General features: G+C 40.7%; 18 protein-coding genes, 3 tRNA genes and 1 pseudogene. 13 read left to right on the top strand and 9 right to left on the bottom strand.

Annotation, left to right across the window (positions count from 1 at the left end):
- The first annotated feature begins 99 nt into the window (after positions 1–99).
- Positions 100–1,086 (top strand): Tim44 domain-containing protein, encoded by a 987-nt coding sequence (locus AC07E5_RS01985; RefSeq protein ID WP_004971891.1) that lies wholly within the window; start codon positions 100–102, stop codon positions 1,084–1,086.
- 350 nt (positions 1,087–1,436) lie between these two features.
- Here the strand turns inward: AC07E5_RS01985 and AC07E5_RS01980 are convergent, their stop codons facing one another.
- The gene (locus AC07E5_RS01980) at positions 1,437–2,615 is read right to left on the bottom strand and encodes a trypsin-like peptidase domain-containing protein (RefSeq protein ID WP_004971893.1); all 1,179 of its coding nucleotides are present in this window, start codon (positions 2,613–2,615) and stop codon (positions 1,437–1,439) included.
- Positions 2,616–2,782: 167 nt separating this feature from the next.
- Here AC07E5_RS01980 and AC07E5_RS01975 point away from each other — a divergent pair, with 167 nt between their 5' ends.
- The 7 genes from AC07E5_RS01975 to AC07E5_RS01945 all read left to right on the top strand — a co-directional run bounded on the left by AC07E5_RS01975 (position 2,783) and on the right by AC07E5_RS01945 (position 5,888).
- A complete protein-coding gene (locus tag AC07E5_RS01975) occupies positions 2,783–3,541 on the top strand; it encodes a Nif3-like dinuclear metal center hexameric protein (protein WP_004971895.1) in 759 nt (252 codons plus the stop codon).
- Positions 3,542–3,722: 181 nt separating this feature from the next.
- Positions 3,723–4,349: a superoxide dismutase SodB gene (sodB, locus tag AC07E5_RS01970; protein WP_026438302.1), complete on the top strand. Its 627-nt coding sequence runs from the start codon at positions 3,723–3,725 to the stop codon at positions 4,347–4,349.
- 146 nt (positions 4,350–4,495) lie between these two features.
- Positions 4,496–4,571, top strand: a tRNA-Asn gene (locus tag AC07E5_RS01965).
- 6 nt (positions 4,572–4,577) lie between these two features.
- A tRNA-Asn gene (locus AC07E5_RS01960) sits at positions 4,578–4,653 on the top strand.
- A 217-nt stretch (positions 4,654–4,870) separates the two neighbouring features.
- A complete protein-coding gene (locus AC07E5_RS01955) occupies positions 4,871–5,173 on the top strand; it encodes a hypothetical protein (RefSeq protein WP_004971899.1) in 303 nt (100 codons plus the stop codon).
- A 117-nt stretch (positions 5,174–5,290) separates the two neighbouring features.
- Positions 5,291–5,366 (top strand) — tRNA-Asn (locus AC07E5_RS01950).
- A gap of 78 nt (positions 5,367–5,444) precedes the next feature.
- On the top strand, positions 5,445–5,888 hold the full coding sequence (locus AC07E5_RS01945) for a DUF2726 domain-containing protein (protein WP_004971902.1): 444 nt from the start codon (positions 5,445–5,447) through the stop codon (positions 5,886–5,888).
- A 16-nt stretch (positions 5,889–5,904) separates the two neighbouring features.
- Here the strand turns inward: AC07E5_RS01945 and AC07E5_RS01940 are convergent, their stop codons facing one another.
- From AC07E5_RS01940 to glnA, 4 genes are all read right to left on the bottom strand, one after another.
- Positions 5,905–6,162, bottom strand: coding sequence for a hypothetical protein (locus AC07E5_RS01940; RefSeq protein WP_167845873.1), 258 nt, complete (start codon positions 6,160–6,162; stop codon positions 5,905–5,907).
- A 197-nt stretch (positions 6,163–6,359) separates the two neighbouring features.
- Positions 6,360–7,238 (bottom strand): 4-hydroxybenzoate octaprenyltransferase, encoded by an 879-nt coding sequence (gene ubiA, locus AC07E5_RS01935; RefSeq protein ID WP_178318581.1) that lies wholly within the window; start codon positions 7,236–7,238, stop codon positions 6,360–6,362.
- Positions 7,239–7,252: 14 nt separating this feature from the next.
- Positions 7,253–7,741, bottom strand: a complete 489-nt coding sequence (locus tag AC07E5_RS01930; RefSeq protein WP_004971911.1) for a chorismate--pyruvate lyase family protein — start codon at positions 7,739–7,741, stop codon at positions 7,253–7,255.
- A gap of 209 nt (positions 7,742–7,950) precedes the next feature.
- Positions 7,951–9,366 carry a type I glutamate--ammonia ligase gene (glnA, locus tag AC07E5_RS01925; RefSeq protein ID WP_353675062.1) on the bottom strand — a complete coding sequence of 472 codons (1,416 nt, stop codon included), beginning with the start codon at positions 9,364–9,366 and terminating at the stop codon, positions 7,951–7,953.
- Positions 9,367–10,241: 875 nt separating this feature from the next.
- On the opposite strand from glnA, the gene AC07E5_RS01920 reads away from it, so the two are divergent.
- The 5 genes from AC07E5_RS01920 (at position 10,242) to folE (ending at position 14,066) form a co-directional block, all read left to right on the top strand.
- Positions 10,242–10,826 carry an anthranilate synthase component II gene (locus AC07E5_RS01920; RefSeq protein WP_004971915.1) on the top strand — a complete coding sequence of 195 codons (585 nt, stop codon included), beginning with the start codon at positions 10,242–10,244 and terminating at the stop codon, positions 10,824–10,826.
- A gap of 17 nt (positions 10,827–10,843) precedes the next feature.
- Positions 10,844–11,890 (top strand): anthranilate phosphoribosyltransferase, encoded by a 1,047-nt coding sequence (gene trpD / locus AC07E5_RS01915; protein WP_004971918.1) that lies wholly within the window; start codon positions 10,844–10,846, stop codon positions 11,888–11,890.
- Between the two features lie 21 nt (positions 11,891–11,911).
- Entirely contained in the window at positions 11,912–12,718 is an 807-nt protein-coding gene (gene trpC, locus AC07E5_RS01910) for an indole-3-glycerol phosphate synthase TrpC (RefSeq protein WP_179988955.1), read from the top strand.
- A gap of 16 nt (positions 12,719–12,734) precedes the next feature.
- Positions 12,735–13,424, top strand: coding sequence for a Smr/MutS family protein (locus AC07E5_RS01905; protein WP_498624526.1), 690 nt, complete (start codon positions 12,735–12,737; stop codon positions 13,422–13,424).
- A 93-nt stretch (positions 13,425–13,517) separates the two neighbouring features.
- Entirely contained in the window at positions 13,518–14,066 is a 549-nt protein-coding gene (folE, locus tag AC07E5_RS01900) for a GTP cyclohydrolase I FolE (protein WP_171062567.1), read from the top strand.
- Between the two features lie 98 nt (positions 14,067–14,164).
- Here the strand turns inward: folE and AC07E5_RS01895 are convergent.
- The 4 genes and pseudogenes from AC07E5_RS01895 to AC07E5_RS01880 all read right to left on the bottom strand — a co-directional run.
- Positions 14,165–15,433 (bottom strand): annotated as a pseudogene (locus tag AC07E5_RS01895) (diguanylate cyclase); the annotation flags it as partial.
- A 78-nt stretch (positions 15,434–15,511) separates the two neighbouring features.
- Positions 15,512–17,461, bottom strand: coding sequence for an Lnb N-terminal periplasmic domain-containing protein (locus AC07E5_RS01890; RefSeq protein WP_498624525.1), 1,950 nt, complete (start codon positions 17,459–17,461; stop codon positions 15,512–15,514).
- Between the two features lie 87 nt (positions 17,462–17,548).
- Complete coding sequence (locus tag AC07E5_RS01885; protein ID WP_498624544.1) at positions 17,549–18,019, bottom strand: DUF3015 family protein; 471 nt, start codon at positions 18,017–18,019, stop codon at positions 17,549–17,551.
- 237 nt (positions 18,020–18,256) lie between these two features.
- Positions 18,257–19,078, bottom strand: coding sequence for a DUF817 family protein (locus AC07E5_RS01880; RefSeq protein ID WP_498624524.1), 822 nt, complete (start codon positions 19,076–19,078; stop codon positions 18,257–18,259).
- Positions 19,079–19,136 lie beyond the last annotated feature (58 nt).

Here is a 19,136-nt window from a genome sequence, read left to right as displayed (position 1 = left end):
TTTTCAGTTTCAAGAAAAAATATCATATTTATATTGAAATTCGCAGCAAATGCCTGCATAAATACACAGCTTAACTTTATTTTAATATAGGAAAATTTGATGGAAGTTCGACAGCGTGGTTTGATCGCAGCAATGCTCACAGCGACTTTATTGGTAGCTCCGTTAGCAGCAGAAGCAAAACGTGCAGGTGGCGGTAAAAGCCATGGCATGAGTCGTTCGGCTGCTCCAACTCAGTCTTACCAACAACCTCGTCAAACAACGCCAGCACAACAACCAACAACTGCACCAGCACAGCAAAAATCTGGTCCAGGCGTAGGTGGTATGGTTGCTGCAGGTGTTGCAGGTGCGGCAATTGGTGCGGTTGCTGCCAATGCCTTGGCCGATGATCAAGCTGCAAGTGCTGCCGAAGCGCAAGAGGAAAAAGGCGGTATTCCAAGCTGGATTTGGATTTTACTCGCTGCTGCTGTTGCCTTCTTCATTTTCCGTAAGATGGGCGCAAAAAAAAAACTAACGCCTAATCCGTATGCGCCAAATAGCGGTGCCAATCAGGCACCGTTTGCGCAAACACCACCTGCTGCAGCGCCACGTAACGACAATACCAATATTTTTGGTCAATCTGTTGGGGGTTCTGCCGCTTCTACCCAAGCGCCTTTTGGTCAAGCTGCCAATAATAACGCGCCATTTGGTGCAGCTTATACCAACAGTGGCAATCAATTGCCTGATGGTTCAGAGCCTGCAACCTTTTTACGTGTAGCGCGTCAGCGTTTTAACCATATTCAGTCTATGAACACAGCCAGTAATATCGCAGAAATTCAGCGTTATTTAACTCCTGATTTATATCAGTCGATGTATCAGGACATTATGGCAAACCAAGACCAAGATGTAGCAGAGTTTTCTAACTTGAATGCCATGGTGGTCGATTCTGCAACTGAAAATGGTCAATATGTCATAAGTGTACGCTTTACAGGTACAGTCAGCGAAGACCTGAACAGTTTACCGCAACCATTTACAGAAATTTGGCACTTTGTAAAACCTGCAGGCTCTAATCAAGACTGGTTAGTGGCAGGTATTCAGCAAGAGCAATAATTTCAATGGATCTAGAAAAACAGCGACTTCGGTTGCTGTTTTTTATGCCTTTCTTTATCTAAGTTGAGACCCATCATGTTTCAACAGCACGTTTAAATCTTCTAAGACATCAACACCGAATACATCCACACTTGCCACACAAAACCAAACCCTCGATTGATTAGATCTATCAAAAAGTATCATCATTCATCAATACAGTTTATTTAGCCCACCTTCTCTTTGTATCTACCCAGAGATAAATCAAATCACGTTATCCGTATCACTTTGGTTATTTCCAGTCGATCTCCATTTACTTAGCCAACAAAAAAGCCCTGCAAACGGGCAAGGCTAAATTGTTACTGTTAAATCTATTATTCAGGCAATGGAATAAATTGCTTATCGGTATTTTGAACTTTGCGCTCACCGACTGCGACTTCCAAATCTAAGGCTTCTTCACCACGTTCAACTGAAACAGTCACCGTCGTATGCGGTGCTTGTGCAGCAACATAATTAATTAAATGCGAGGTTGAAGTAATCGCTTCATCATTCACTTTTAAAATTTTGTCACCACGTTTTAAACCTGCTTCTGCTGCAGGGCCACCGCGCAGTACATCAGCAACCACTACACCGCCTTGTGCAGGTTCTAAAATGTTGTCTTGTTGCACAGGCAACAAACTAATACCTAACCAACCACGAACCACACGTCCATCTTTTAAAATCGAGTTTAAAACCTGCTGACAGACTTGTGCAGGAATTGCAAAGCCGATGCCCAATGAACCACCTGATTGCGAGAAAATTGCCGTATTTACCCCAATCAAATTTCCTGCCACATCAATCAATGCACCACCTGAGTTACCTGGATTAATTGCTGCATCGGTTTGAATGAAATCTTCATAGGTATTAATACCCAAGTCAGAACGTCCTGTCGCAGAAATAATCCCTTGAGTCACGGTTTGTCCCACACCAAATGGGTTACCAATCGCAAGTACGACATCGCCCACTTCATTGCCACTCAGTTTAAATGGCAATACAGGCAGTTTTTCTAGATCAATTTTAATGACCGCTAAGTCTGTGTCTGGGTCAGTTCCAACAACTTTTGCAACCGCACGGCGTCCATCGTGCAAAGCCACGACAATTTGTTCAGCCTGCGCGATCACATGATTATTCGTTAAAATATAACCATCTGGACGAACAATGACCCCAGACCCCAAACTGTTTTCATTTGGGCCTTGCTTAAATTGATCGGGTAACTGATTGCCAAAAAATTCACGAAATGCAGGGTCATTTAACAATGGATGATCCATTTGTTTCACTTTTTGTGTGGTAAAAATATTTACCACCGCAGGCGCTGCCACTTTAACCGCAGCGCTATACGACACCACCCCACCTGTCCGTGTTGTATCAATTAATGGTTCAACTTTCTCGGCAGGCATTTTGACCCCATCGGCAGCCACAGGCGCTTTCGGTTTTTGCAGTTGTTGCCAAGTCACAAAGCCAATAATAACCAGAATGAGTAACACCCAAGGTAACCAGGTAAAGGTCCGGCGCACGTTTTGTACCTCTAAGTAAATTTTTTTTGATGATTAAGTCATTGAATGAGCTATTGTAAAACGAAACACAAATAGAAACATAAAAAAGCCCAAGAGTTTTGTCTTGCTTTAGTTACAATACAAAATATGTTTTGATATTGGCTAAATATGAGCAATTTGAGAAAGTTATGGCGCAGCTAAAAGAAATTATTCAATGGTGTGATCAAACTTTAAATACACATGAATTTAAAGATTACGCGCCCAACGGTTTACAAATTGAAGGTAAGTCTGAAGTTCAAAAAATTTTATGTGCAGTGACTGCCTCTCAAGAGGCTATTGATGCTGCTATTGCCCAAAATGCAGACTTACTGTTGGTACATCATGGCTATTTTTGGAAAGGCGAACCTTACCCAATTACAGGCATGCGCGGTAAACGCATCAAAAGTTTAATCCAGCATGATATTTCTTTGGTGGGTTATCACTTACCGCTCGATTCACACCCAAGTCTAGGCAATAATGCTGCCATTGCTGAATGTTTGGCATTAGAAAATTTGCAAGCCCTAGACCCGAGTGAACGTCATCCTATTGGTAATATCGGTTTTTTAAAGCAAGCCATGAGCGCAACCGAATTTCGTGACTATCTCACAGCGCGTTTAGGCTTTAAAACCATTCATCTTCCTGCCGAAAAAAGTCAGATTCAAAAAGTAGGGTTCTGCACGGGTGCAGCACAAGATTTTATTGGCAAAGCGGCAGAACAAGGTTGTGATGCCTTTATTTCGGGCGAAGTCAGTGAACGCACCTATTATGAAGCCAAAGAACTAGGCGTGCATTATTATGCCTGCGGACATCACGCGACTGAGCGCTATGGTGTACAACGACTCGCAAAAGCTATTTCAGAACAGTTTAATATTGAGTATAGTTATTTTGAATTAAATAACCCAATTTAATACACCGTTTCACCCAACGATTTCGCTCAAATGACATCTGTGTTTAACATAGTCTTTAGATGTATACATTCGAGTCTTATTCTGTATGGTTATTTATACCTAATGCGCAATTTGATCTCGAAATCTATTACAATAGAGCCACTTAATGTTAAAACTCAGCAAAATGCAAGGAATTGAAAACATGACAACCATTACTTTACCGGCTTTACCATACGGTTACGAAGATCTTGCTCCACACATCAGCAAAGAAACTTTAGAATTCCACCACGACAAACACCACAACACTTATGTTGTGAACTTGAATAACTTGATCGCGGGTACAGAGCTTGAAGGTAAAACTTTAGACGAAATCATCAAAGCAACTGCAGGTGATGCTGCTAAAGCTGGCGTATTCAACAACGCAGCGCAAGTTTGGAACCACACGTTCTACTGGAACTGTATGGCGAAAAACGGTGGTGGTAAAGCTACTGGTGCTTTGGCTGCTAAAATTGATGAAGCTTTCGGTTCTTACGAAAAATTTGCTGAAGAATTTGCTGCTGCTGCAACAACTCAATTCGGTTCAGGTTGGGCTTGGTTAGTAGCTGACGAAGTGAATGGCAAACTTTCTATTATGAAAACTTCAAATGCTGACACACCAATGGCGCACGGCAAAGTTGCAGTATTGACGATTGACGTTTGGGAACACGCTTACTACATCGACTTCCGTAATGCACGTCCTGTTTACATCAAAACTTTCTTAGAAAGCCTTGTAAACTGGGATTACGCAAATGCGAAATACGCAGGTCAAGATGCTGGTGTAGAAAAATAATTTCTATTTTTCTGTAGAAAAACTGCTCTTTATGGGCAGTTTTTTTATTTTTGCAGATGAAATGAATATTTATAAAGCAAACAATACATTTCTGATGATGAACGTGTTGACGACTTAAACTTTCATCCCTAAAATGCCCCACAGATTCTCCAATAGCTCAGTCGGTAGAGCGACGGACTGTTAATCCGCAGGTCCCTGGTTCGAGCCCAGGTTGGAGAGCCAATCTATTCTCCCATAGCTCAGTCGGTAGAGCGACGGACTGTTAATCCGCAGGTCCCTGGTTCGAGCCCAGGTGGGAGAGCCAAGATTCTAAAAATCCCACGCAGTATGACGTGGGATTTTTTTTTGCAATTTTTATTGTTTTTATAGTGGATATGATGTTCTAAACGAATGGAACAGGCCTCACTCTCCCCTTAAATCAAAATTAAAACCATACAGTGAAGATCGGGCTATCCCCTCTTGTGATGACTCTATTTTTTCGCTAACTTAGGTTCATCAACAACAATAAAACTTGAAAGCCCATGCAAGCGCCTTGGTTAAAATCCCTGATTTTTTGGACAATTCTGATTGTGGTGATTTTTGCAATTTTTCAATGTACGCAAAAATCTGAAAGCAATAAAACTGCTGCGACACTCATGTATGAACGTCTGTATCAATGCAGTCGTGATCTGAACGCACAACAACAAGCCACCTTAAAACAAATTCAAAGCCAAGTGAAAACAGAAATGACTCAGCAAGAGATGCTGCAATTAATTAACTTATGTCGTAAAACCAACCCACCACAGACACGCGAAGATTATATAAAAGCCATTCAAGCACTCTAAAAACTGCGTTGAAACAAAGCTAGATGATTATTTTTAAAGCAGTTAATCTATAATTACGGTTTTTTTTCAATTCCAGCTTGACCAAAAACAGATACCCACATAGAATGCGTGTCAGATTCTCCCATAGCTCAGTCGGTAGAGCGACGGACTGTTAATCCGCAGGTCCCTGGTTCGAGCCCAGGTGGGAGAGCCAAAATTCTTAAAAAACCCACGCATTATGACGTGGGTTTTTTATTCCTGCTGTTTAGGGTCTAACGACACCGCATCATCTATGTTTGAATCCAGTCAATCGACTTTCTTGCTTATTGGCAGCTTGGCTAGCCTTGCCCTGTTTATCTTAATTTTTAAGCAATTATTTTTCCCCAAGAAAAACTTTTATCCTAAACCGATGATGACTGCTTTTGAACGCAGAATGTTTATGCGTTTAAAACAAGCTTTTCCTGAGCATCACATCTTGGCACAAGTGGCGTTTAGCGCATTAATCACCAACAACCACTATAAAATTCGTGCGCTGTTTAATCGTAAAGTGACTGATTTTGTGATCTTAAATGCAGAAATGCAGGTCATTGCAATTATAGAGTTAGATGACCCCTCACATATTGGCAAAGAACAGGAAGATGCAGAACGGGATGCAATGTTTCACGAGGCAGGTTATCGCGTTGTCCGATACACCGAGATTCCAAGTATCAGACAACTACAATCAGATTTGAGTTGAAATCATCAACTCGATATTAAGGTGTAGCTTCTGAAGCAGCTTGTGTCTGACCCGCCTGCTTCGCTTGCTGTGCTGCAGCTTCACGCGCTTCAATACGCGCAATAATTTCTGCCTGCTGTTGTTTATATTTTTCCTGATTTTTGGCATCACTATTGACTGCTAAAAATGCCATGCTGACCAAGAAAATAGGAATCAACAAACCTAAGCTTGCCAAGAAAATCATCTTTTTTAGGCTTGGCTTTTTTGCAGGTGCTTGCTGTTCAGACTGTGACATCATCTATTCCTAATTCAAACTTCAAAATAAGGCTCAATATATCAGAATAATGCTGATTGTGCTTTGTGCATAAGTACGCACGTTCTAATGCTCAGTTTAATTTTTAACAGCAAAAATTGATCAGCGATCGAATAAAAAAGCATCTGACCAGCAATATCATCAGATGCTTTGTTAGATTTTTTATTCAATGAAAGGGTTTACATTAAAGCCAATACAATTCCCACAAAAATAATCAGCCCTACCCAACGGTTATGACGAAATGCCCAAAAACAGCGTTGCGGGTCTTTATCTTTGGTTTTACTCCATTGGTATATAAAGTCTGCAACCACAACCAGTAATGCCGCTAAACCAAACGGAATCAGTAAATTTTCTAACCACAATGCCGTACCAATCAAAAGTACACTGCCCGCTTGCAACAATGAAATAATTTGAATGTCATAGCGACCAAATAAAATTGCGGTAGATTTCACCCCAATTTTCAAATCATATTCACGGTCTGTAATTGCATATTGAGTGTCATAAGCCACAGTCCACGCCAAATTGCCAAAATACAATAACCAACAAGTAAGATCAGGCGTTGCACCTACAGCGGTATAAGCCATAGGGATAGACCATGAAAATGCCGCTCCCAAGAACACTTGCGGTAAATGAGTGTAGCGTTTCATAAATGGATAAATAAACGCTAAAAATAATGCCCCAAATGACCAATAGAAAGTTTCAATTGGTAAAAATAACAACATGGCTGCGCTTAGTGCAACCAAACCCAAGAATACATAAATGGCTTCTTTGGCACTAATCACACCCGTGGCTAAAGGACGTGTTTTGGTACGCTCTACATGACCATCTACCTTACGGTCAGCAAAGTCATTAATGGCACAGCCTGCAGCGCGCATAAAAATTGTGCCCAGAATCATAGGGATTAATATCCCGATAGACGGCATGCCCTGATTAGCAATCCACAAGGCCCACATGGTTGGCCAAAACACCAGTTCTGTGCCAATCGGTTTATCGAAACGACACAAATAATAATATGCTTCTAAACGCTCACGCCACGTGATCTGCTGTGCCAATGCCATACCAATCTCGTATCTTAATGTTGTTGAATAAATTGCTCAAAACGCGGTAAAAAAGTTTCTTGCACAATAAATTTACAGCCATGCCAAGTATAGCAACTCTGTCGTGTCCAGCCTTCATCGAGCAAAACCACACGCCTTTGACACAACGGATTGGTACGCTGAAATAAAAACCAGCCAATGGGTTTATTGCCAATATGCTGAAATAAACGGGCTTTGCTTTGCAAACTTAGAATCGGAAAAATACTTTTGGCTTTGACCCATGGCTGTTCATCACACCCATATAAATAGCTTTCACGCACCCATGAAGTGTGCCAATGTGGCATTTGCATCCACTGGGCATCTTGTAAATTTAAACGCTGAAAAGATTGCTGCAGTGGTTCAACTTTAAATTGTCCGCCTGCGAGCTGAGTCAGTTGTTGGGTCAAAGAACCTGCTGCATATAGCCATGTTTTTAATTCAGAAGGTAGATTTGCCTGCTTGGGAAAAATAGGCTGTGTTCGCATATTCCGCCACCTTAACAAGATAGCCTAGTGTAGCCCAAATTCAGGCAAAGTTTTGTGACCTATCGCTCAATTCAATGCAATTATCTTAAAAAATCAGGTGAATTCTTATATTTTGATAAAAACTATGAAAGCACTACTACACTAATCAATCAAGTACACATCAAAAAACCCGCCGAAGCGGGTTTTTTATATTCGTGATTTGCGTAGTATTACAAGCTGTAGTACATATCAAATTCAACTGGGTGAGTCGTCGTGTTCAAACGGCGTACATCTTCAGTTTTCAACTCGATATAAGCATCAAGCATCTCTTTAGTGAATACACCACCTTTTAATAAATAGTCTTGATCTTCTTTTAATGCATCAAGCGCCATTTCTAAGTTGTGTGCCACAGTTGGGATTTTTGCTTCTTCTTCAGGAGGAAGATCATACAAGTTCTTGTCTGCTGCTTCACCTGGGTGAATCTTGTTTTGAATACCATCAAGACCTGCCATCAACAATGCCGCAAAACCTAAGTACGGGTTCATCATTGGATCAGGGAAACGCGCTTCAATACGTTTGCCTTTCGGGCTAGACACGTAAGGAATACGAATAGATGCAGAACGGTTACGCGCTGAGTAAGCCAACATAATTGGTGCTTCAAAGTGCGGTACTAAACGCTTATATGAGTTGGTCGATGGGTTAGTCAACGCGTTCAAAGAGCGGGCATGTTTGATAATACCGCCAATGAAGTACAACGCCATTTCTGACAAACCTGCGTATTCATCGCCTGCGAATAAGTTTTTGCCATCTTTAGAGATAGACATGTGTACGTGCATACCTGAACCGTTATCGCCTACCATTGGTTTAGGCATAAAGGTTGCAGTTTTTGCATATTGATGCGCAACGTTCCAAACTGCATATTTGAACTGTTGCACTTCGTCAGCCTTACGCACCATAGTATTGAAGCTCACACCAATTTCTAACTGGCAAGATGCAACTTCATGGTGATGTACTTCTACACGACCAGGCCCCATGATTTCTTCAATTTTTGCACACATATCTGCACGCATATCTTGAGAAGAATCTACTGGTGGTACTGGGAAATAACCGCCTTTCACACGTGGACGGTGACCTGAGTTACCAGCTTCGTAGTCTTTACCTGTAGACCATGCAGCTTCTTCAGCGATTAATGTGTGGCGCGCGCCAGACATATCGATGTCCCATTTTACTTCGTCAAATACAAAGAATTCTGGTTCTGGGCCAAAGAAAGCAGTATCACCAATACCTGTCGATTTTAAATATTCTTCAGCACGGCGAGCAATAGAGCGTGGATCGCGGTCATAGCCTTGACCTGTCGATGGTTCGATAACATCACACGTTACAACCACTGTTGGTTCTGCAAAGAACGGGTCAATAAAACCTGTGTTGGCATCTGGGCGTAAGATCATGTCTGATGCTTCGATTCCTTTCCAGCCTTCAATTGAAGAACCATCAAACATTTTACCGTCTTCAAAGGTATCTTCATCGATACTGTCTGCAGGATAAGTTACGTGCTGCTCTTTACCCTTAGTATCTGTAAAGCGGAAATCGACCCATTTTGCACCACTTTCTTGGATGAGTTGAAGGACCTTGTTCGCCATGCTCATTTTGCTCCGATGTTTTTTGTTGCACCCGAAAGTGCGTGTTAGTAGTTGGCAGTTATTAAGCAATTAGCGTACCAACTTTTAAAAGCAAAGCTAAAACCATGAATTCCGTATGAGAATACATCATTTAAAAAAATTACTTTGTCGCTATTATACTGTCAGAAATACGATTTGCACCATATTCAAACACTGTTCATTTGATTTGATTTAAAACTGCAAAACATAGCACCATTTTAGTGCATTTATGTTTTATTTCTGTTGAATTGTAGATCAAAAAATAGCTCAAACAGTATCTATGCAAGCATTTTGCTGTGCCATGGTTGTATTGAGCAATGCAAATTATCCGACCAATCTTAAACAACACTTTATTTTTTATTGAGCAAAAATAATAAGATCGTTTAAAAATCCTAAACCTGTATTATTTTCGATCAAGCTGATTGAAAATACCTTTACTACACATTTGTATTTTCTATCGAAACGCTGCACTCAAACTACCTGACGTGAACCGCTAATAACATGCGCCATGATGCTACTTTTTAGCGCATTTTTTACGTTATCTATAAGTGTGAAGCTAAAATATGACGGCAGAATGACCCTGCTTGATTAAGTGGTCATTTCTTTCAGATCAAACCTGAACAATGTGTAATAAGCTTTGAAAATCTATAAATTGGTGAATGCGCTGATAAGCTTTAACAGGGATTATCATATAAATAGTCCGCAGAAAATGCTTATTTTTTGCTATGATGATAAGCGCTTCCTTATTCCACCTTCTTTTCGACAAGAAAAATAAAGTCCTTTCTCGTTATAGGCGCAGGAATAAAGCAAATTATCTCAGACTCTTTAGCACTTAAAGTGTTCAATTTTCAATAGGTTAGCTCATGCTTTTAATGATCGACAACTATGACTCTTTTACCTACAACATCGTCCAGTATTTTGGCGAGTTAAATCAGGAAGTAAAAGTCGTTCGTAATGATGCCGTGACATTAGAAGATATTGAGCGATGGCAACCCAAGTATTTGGTGATTGGCCCAGGCCCTTGTTCTCCATCTGAAGCAGGGATTTCTATTCCTGCCATTCAGCATTTCGCAGGCAAAATTCCGTTACTGGGCGTGTGTTTAGGACACCAAAGTATCGGACAAGCCTTTGGTGGAAACATTGTGCGCGCTAAAACCGTGATGCATGGTCGTTTATCGGATATGTACCACAGCAACACAGGTATTTTTAGCAATCTGCCTTCACCATTTTCTGCAACCCGTTACCACTCTTTGGTGATTGATCAAGCAACCTTGCCAGATTGTCTGGAAGTGACATGCTGGACCAAAGAAGCAGATGGTTCGATGGAAGAAATTATGGGCGTGAAGCACAAAACTTTGCCTGTTGAAGGCGTGCAATTTCACCCCGAATCGATCCTGAGCCAACACGGTCATCAAATCTTTAAAAACTTTTTGGAAATTTACGCATAATGAGCGAGTCAAATCACATGAATATTCAACAAGCACTCAACCATATTACAAAACAAATTCACCTGACTCAGCCTCAAATGGAAGATGTGATGCGCGCGATTATGTCGGGCGAAGCAACAGACGCTCAAATTGGTGCATTGATGATGGGCTTACGCTTAAAAGGCGAAAGCATTGATGAAATTACTGCTGCTGCACGTGTAATGCGTGAATTTGCCATCAAAATTGATGTCAGCGATATTCCTTACCTCGTAGATATTGTTGGTACAGGTGGCGATGGTCAAAACCTATTTAACGTATCTACCGCCTCTTCCTTTGTCATTGCAGCTGCAGGTGCAACCATTGCCAAACACGGTAACCGTGGGGTTTCAACCAAATCAGGCTCATCTGACTTACTTGAGCAAGCAGGCATTAATCTTGATTTAAACATGCAACAAACTGAACGCTGTATTCGTGAAATGGGCGTAGGTTTCTTGTTTGCACCGAATCATCACAAAGCCATGAAATATGCGGTTACCCCGCGTAAAGAGTTGGGTATTCGCAGTATTTTCAACTTGCTTGGGCCATTGACTAACCCTGCGGGTGTAAAGCGTTTTGTCATTGGGGTGTTTAGCAATGAATTATGCCGCCCGATTGCAGAAGTGATGAAACAGCTCGGTGCTGAGCATGTCATGGTGGTGCATTCTAAAGATGGTTTAGATGAAATTAGCCTTGCTTCGAGCACTTATGTTGCAGAGCTCAAAGATGGTGAAATTACCGAATGGGAACTTACCCCTGAAAGCGTGGGAATTGAATCTCAAACTTTAACAGGACTGATTGTAGAAAACTCAGCTGAAAGCTTGAGTTTGATTAAAGATGCTTTGGGCAAAAACAAATCAGACAAAGGCGAAAAAGCGGCCAATATGATTGCACTCAATGCGGGTGCGGGTATCTATGTTTCGGGTCTAACTACAAGCTACAAACAAGGTGTCGCTTTGGCACATGACATTATTTATGGTGGACAAGCTTTGGAAAAAATGGGCGTGTTGTCTGAATTTACCAAAACGCTCAAACAGTACGAAGCATAAAGCAAATCAGGAAGGTGCATCATGGTGGATATTAGCAATACCATTTTAGGTAAAATTGTAGAACGTAAAAAAGAAGAGTTTGCCGAGCGTTTAAAACAACGCAGTTATGCAGACCTAGAACAATTGGCACGTGCAGCAACACCTGCACGTGGCTTTGCACAAGCCTTGCATAACAAACGCCCAGCGGTGATTGCGGAAATTAAAAAAGCATCACCATCTAAAGGCATTATTCGTGAAAACTTTGACCCTGCCGAAATTGCACAGCAATATGAAGCCGCAGGCGCAGCCTGTTTATCTGTGCTGACTGATGTCGATTTCTTTCAGGGTGCAGATGAAAATATTCAGATTGCCCGTTCACACTGTAACTTGCCTGCTCTGCGTAAAGATTTCTTGATTGATCCGTATGGTGTGGTGGAAGCACGTGCCTTACATGCAGACTGTGTGTTATTGATTGTATCTTGCTTATCTGACCAACAGTTGGAAGAAATGTCGGAAACGGCTTTTGAACATCATTTAGATGTGTTGGTTGAAGTACATGATGAAACTGAATTGGAGCGTGCTTTAAATCTTTCAGAGCGTTGTATTTTAGGGGTCAATAACCGAAATTTAAAAACCTTTGAAGTCGATTTAAATACCTCATTGCGTTTAAAAAACTTGTTGCCGCCTGCGCGTTTATTGGTCACTGAAAGTGGTATCGCCACACCAGAAGATGTCCGCATGATGCAAGACCATGAGATTCACAGTTTCTTGGTCGGTGAAAGTTTTATGAAACAAGCACGTCCTGACCATGCCTTTACGGCACTGTTTGGTCAGCCTGAAAATCTATAATCCAATTTGAAATACCATGAGTAAACATGATTCTTCGCTTTCTAAAGAACAGTACAATTTACTAAAATCTTTTAAAAAGCAAATCACTCAGCCTCATACTTCAAGCATTGCCAAGCCGTCTGAACCCAAAGTTCAGACGCCTGAGCAACAACAGGAAGATGATCTCGCATTGTTTCGTCAGCAAATGCAAGGCGTTCAAAAAATGGACGCAGGCAATATTGCAAAAATCGAACACACTGCCAAGAAAAAACCAGATGCCCAAACGCTGGCCAAACGTGCTGCAGCGATGGGACCAATGGAAACAGATGAAACTTTGCTGTCCGATACACAAGCCATGCTGAATCCAGTTGGCAGTCAAGCTGCATTGAGTTATCGGATCGCAACCCTGCAACATAAAGTCTTTGAAGATTTAAAAGCAGGTAACTTACGCTGGTTTGAAGCTGTAGATTTACATGGCTGTACCGTAGAAGAAGCACGAGTTGCAGTGCTGCAAATCATTCAAATGGCCAAAGATGAAAACCAGAACGTGATTAAAATTGTACATGGTAAAGGCCCTGAAGCCATTTTAAAAACCTATGTGAACGGTTGGCTGCGTCAGCATCGAGATGTTTTGGCTTTTGTCAGTGCGCCTGAAAAACAAGGTGGTACTGGTGCGGTTTTAGTGTTGCTTAAACGCAGTGAAAAGAACCCAAAGTTTAAACAGTAATCGGATTCATCTTTTAAACAGGGCATTGCAATAGTTTTCTGTTACAATGCCGTCCTTGTTCAATATCAGTGTAAGTGAACACGTCTTATGTCTATGCAGCAATCCTACGCAAACATCCTAACCGCCGTTGGTGAAGATCTTAATCGTCCAGGTCTCAAAGATACGCCGATGCGTGCTGCTAAAGCTTTTTCGTATTTAACTTCAGGTTATAGCCAAACTTTAGCCGAAGTCACCAATAATGCAGTGTTTCCATCCGACAACCGTGAAATGGTGTTGGTTAAAAATATTGAGTTCTACTCACTATGTGAGCACCATTTATTGCCATTTTATGGTCGTGTGCATATTGCCTACTTACCAGAAGGCAATGTATTGGGCTTGTCTAAATTTGCCCGCATTACCGAAATGTTTGCTCGTCGTTTGCAAATTCAGGAAAACCTGACTCAGCAAATTGCTGAAGCTGTTGCTGAAGTGACCAAAGCTCGCGGAGTTGCTGTAGTCATTGATTCTGCCCACATGTGCATGATGATGCGCGGTGTAGGCAAACAGGAGTCAACCACACGTACCGTGTCTTTTGTGGGAGATTTTAAAACCGACAAAGAAGCACGTCGTGAGTTTTTAAGTGCGGTGCCTGAGAGTTTTTAAATTGTGGCTAAGTTCCTCAATCAAATAAAAAATCCCGAAATTTATGTTCGGGATTTTTGGGTTTTAGATTAAAAAATTAGCTCGATACATCTTCAGATTCAACCTACAGACACATTGTTGCGTCCATTATTTTTTGCCATATACAAGGCTTTATCCACTTCTTCAAAAAAACGTTGATAGTCTGGATGCCCATCATATTCATGCACACCTATACTAATGGTAAAGTTAAATTCTTCACCTGTTGATGTTTTTAATGTGGCTTTTTCGACACGTTTACGAATATTTTCAGCGACTACCAAGGCACGATCAATGGTGGTATCAATCTGTAACAGTAAAAATTCTTCGCCGCCAATTCGGAAGGCATAGTCACTGCCTTTTGCATATTGCAAAATCACATCAGCTAAAAACTGTAATGCATCATCTCCTGCTGCATGTCCATAACGGTCATTGATTGATTTAAAATGATCGGCATCTATCACCAACAATGTTAAAGGCGAATTATTTTTTCGTGAAAAATTAATTTCACGGGACACGATGGTATTTAAATAACGGCGGTTGAGCAGTTGAGTTAAGGCATCATTGCCTGAACTGATATATTCAGACACCTGAAAAATTTGATCGACTAAATGCAAAATTTCACGATTCTTGGCACGAATGGATTGAATCATTTCAATTGCCTGTGCCTGACTTTCACATTGACCAATTTTCTGAATTAATTCATCCACCTGATAAATAAATTCAGTAATAGTTTGTACTTGTTCCGAACTTGAAAATGCATAAGCCGCTTTATGAATAAACCATAAACCAAATTCTGTTTTAGATAAAATCGGTTGCGTCATTTTGGTGTGATCGGACACCACCTGAAACATCAGTTCATTTTCCCAATCCAGCAAAGTTCCGCGTTGTCGATCTTTGTGCACGGCAACATCTTGCATGGCAGAAAATAAGCGATAGGTATGTTTCATATCATTATGTACTTCGACCTTCATTTCATAAGATCGGCACATAATTTCTGTGGCAAAGCATAAAATTTGGCTTAAATAATTAAACTGATTTAAGTTGCTATTGGCTTCTGTTGCAAAAAACTCAAAAGCCTTTTTTATAATAACGCGCACACCACGAATAATCAGCCAAGATGGAATTTGTACACGTGCATGCACATCGCCCACTTTAAATTGCTTTTCTACAATCTCGTTATAATTGTGTTGAAACGGAACTTCAAAACTGGAAATTAGCCACTGATATAAAGAGTTTTTTAAGCGATTCTTCACCATCTCTGCAGACAAAAATTCTGTCGCATGTTCTTCAAGCAACATTTGCTGATAGAACTCGATCACAAAATCTTCTGCATGTGCTTGAATAAACTGCTAAATTTTAACGGGTTTCACCAGCAACTCAACTTGTTTAGCTGGTTTTTTACAATTCAGTATAAATTCAACAGCTCTTTAAAAAAAATGCACATAGCCTAAACTGGTCTTGTTCCAGTCCTGTTTGTCCTGTTGTTGATATTCCCAACCCAATCGCAACACATGCTGCGGGTTGAGTACATATTGCAACTGGCTGTTCAGCTTAAATTGCCATTGGTGACGATCTTCCCAATACGGTAATTCAAGCTGAACCAAACTATTCATGCGTGCTGACCAGATATTTTGACAACCCAGTGTTGGGCCAATTCCAACACGCCAGCCTTTGTCTAAAGCCTTACCCGCTTGCACATGATTTTGAATTTGCACATAACACAAATGTTCACGCGCTTGATTAGCCACGCTATAACCAAACTGTGTTTTTAAACTTAAAACACCATGCTGTTCCGTTTCGCTAAAAGCCCCGTGCGAATTCAGGGCTTCTTGCTGCCAACCCAAATTAAAGCCCCAACTAAGTGGTGTTTTAAATGCGGTCATTGGGTTATAAGAGTTCACCGAGAGTAAATCTAACTGATTCAGTTTTAAGCGGTCTTCACGATATTGCACAGAAGCTTCTAAAAAGTTGAGTTGCGTCCCTGTACGAAAACCACCTTGCGGATCAAGTAAGTCATGGTAAGCCTGTCGATGACTCAACTCTACAAAATGCTCGCCTTGCACCTCGCCAGTACGCACAGCAAAGCTTCGTGCATGATGCCCCTGCACAGGATCGACCTGAGGGCGTGCGACATCCTGACGTTGTTTTTCTAAATTGATCTGACTTCTTAAACTTAAAATTTGTCTCAGTCGCGGTTGTGCAATTTTGGCTTCAATTTTGCGTCCAATCAGTTTCAGATACAAATCGTCATAAGCCATTTCCAGAATTTTAGCTTGATCGATTTGGCTGTAATTTTGCAAAATTGCCGCCACATTTTCAGGTTCTGCTTCGGCCACTTGATGGGCAGTTTTTGCCAACCCTGTACCATGTTGTCTAGCTTGCGCCAATAACTGAGTTTCCAAAGCAGGACGATAGACAACATCTGCCACTAAATTTTCCTGCTCTACAGCTTTTAGTGTTTCAATTGGAATAGATGCGACTTTAAACTGCTGCTGTAAATTTAGCTCAGGGCGCACCAAATCCATTAAACCCAATAAGCGATAGGCACAATTATCACTGATAAAATAATACGGAAATTGCACATGCTTCATTTCCCAAATGTGCTGCACTAAAAATGTGGTTTCCTGCTCATTCAGTGCCAGTTCATATTCCCACAAATCTCGGCTTTCTAAATCGCCATATTCTTTTACTTTGCGGTAATACGGCATCAGTGAATATTCACCCAGATATTGCCCTGTAAGTCCTTTCCATGCATAAGACCAATCTTCGCTGCCCGTTACCGTTGCTGCATAATTGACAGCATAGGAAATTAAATTCAGTTGTTTTTGATCTTTTGGGTCTAAGCGCAATAAAGTATGCCCAAACATAGAACTTGGATTGCCCATAAAGTCTGTGGCATAAATCAGCACTGCTTTATAAGGTTTAATTTGTCCAATCCATTCGTCCAATTCAGGACATTGCACCTGTGCCAAATCTTGTTGAGGAATTTGTAATTGTTCAATTAACCAGCGGCTACGTGCAGGAAATTTGCACTGCACCGATTGATTGGCAGGCGCTGTTTCAAATAATGCCTGCACATTGCGAAGTAACTCTTGGTTTAAATTGCTTCCGCCTTGTTCCGACACAAAATAGCCTGCATATTGCACTTCACTTTTGCCTTGCTGCGCATACATTAAACGCTGCCAAGTCACCTGTTCTGCCAAGTGTAGGTCTTTGGCTTTTTGCACATAATGTGCGGAAAACATCGCTAATTTATTTGTATTTTGTACTGTAGAAGTGGCTGTAAGTGGCTGAATCTGTATTGGAGATATTTCAGGAGATAACGCAAAAACCGTAGGAGATAAAAAAACTAAACTACTTAAAACAATTGATTTCATGGACATTTTATAAATTTTATATAGGGTCTAAACGTATTCTTGTGCTATAAAAAAGCCCTGCGAATAATACAGGGCTTTTATTCAAACTTAAACGTATGCTTTTAATACGTCATCATTTGCCATCACGTTCTGTAAAGATGCCAATACTTCTAAAGAAGTCTGGTTGTCTGCAGAATAAATAGATGCAAAGTTTTGCTTAGAAACCGCAAAGAAATGTGCTTTATCTTCAGCTTTAATGCTTAACAATTCAGCCAATACGTTTAAGCTTTCGCCTTCACCAACTGCCATATCGCGTGCCAATGTTTCAGCATTTTCATTGGTGAATGTCACAACTTGTGCAGTTACTGTACCTGTACCGCTACAACCTAAAGTACCAAATGTGATACCAAATAATTGGTTAGCAAAAATACCGTTTGTAGTTGCTGCTAAAAGCTTAGCTACTTTACCAGACTGACCTGCCCAAACTTGAGAACCGATACCACAACCTGCATCACGGTCTGCAAATGCTGCTGTAGAACCGACTGCCAAGACTGCAGCCAATGCTAATTTTTTAATTATAGTCGTACTCCAGAGATTTATTATTCGAAAAATTATGCTTCGAATCGTTATTCTTTATTGCTATGTGTAACTTTTATTACACTATTTTAAGATAGCGAGATGTCACTCAGAAGGCAAAACATTTATCCCAAAATCATGCATTATTTTTGTGCATTTTTGTAGCGTCGATTGGTTTTTAACTTAAAGATTGGTCTTAAATTTGAAAATAGATTCTAGTATTGAAGATAGCATTTAGATTTACTGCTGCTGTTGATCCTCAGTTTTCAGTGTCCACTGCCCTTCTGCATCGCGGTGACCCAAAATTTTCATGACCAGAACCAGACTCAGTAACAGCAATAAATACCAAGAACCGAGTTTGCCCCAGCCGACCATGTGCCACGCATCGACCTGACTTGGATACAACCAAATTTGATAAAAGGTGCTAATGTTTTCTGCAACCCAAATAATAAAAGCCAAAAGCAGTAATACAGGCAACATCGGTAGTTGTAATTTAAACCATTGTAATTGAAAACGAATTTTAGTTTTCCAGAAAATTACGACACTCCACACAAACAAGCCATAACGAATATCGGGGATAAAAAACTTGCTCATGAAGTTGATGTACGACAACACCGCCAAGGCCATCATATTGCCAAAAGTCGGCAAATTCCGTAAAGATACCTGATACAAACGCAAAGAACGTGCAAAGAAACTGCCAACTGCAGAATACATAAAGCCTGCAAATAGCGGTACAGTCATAATTTTAAAGACAGCAGGTTGAGGATATTGCCACGATGCAATTTGTGGATGGGTTAAAAAAATTTCCATAATCATCGCCAAAATATGAAACAAGGCGATGACTTTGGCTTCTGCCCAAGATTCTAGTTTTAAATATAAAAGACAAACTTGAATAATTAAGGCATAAAACAATAAATAGTCGTAACGGAAAAATCCGAAATATTCCTGGCTACCCATTGATGCAGTGAGTGCAAATGCAATCAGCAATAAAATTCCAAATAAGGCAGCCGAAGCTGCCTTAGTCGAAAACTCAAGTCCTGACTTTAACCATGTTATCCACATGATCTGACAACCTGACCGAAGCTGAAATTACTCTGATACATCTAAAAATGATCCATCT

The organism is Acinetobacter seohaensis (assembly GCF_056431365.1).
The sequence above is the reverse complement of the archived record's forward strand: the minus strand, read 5'-3'. Positions and strand labels throughout refer to the sequence as shown.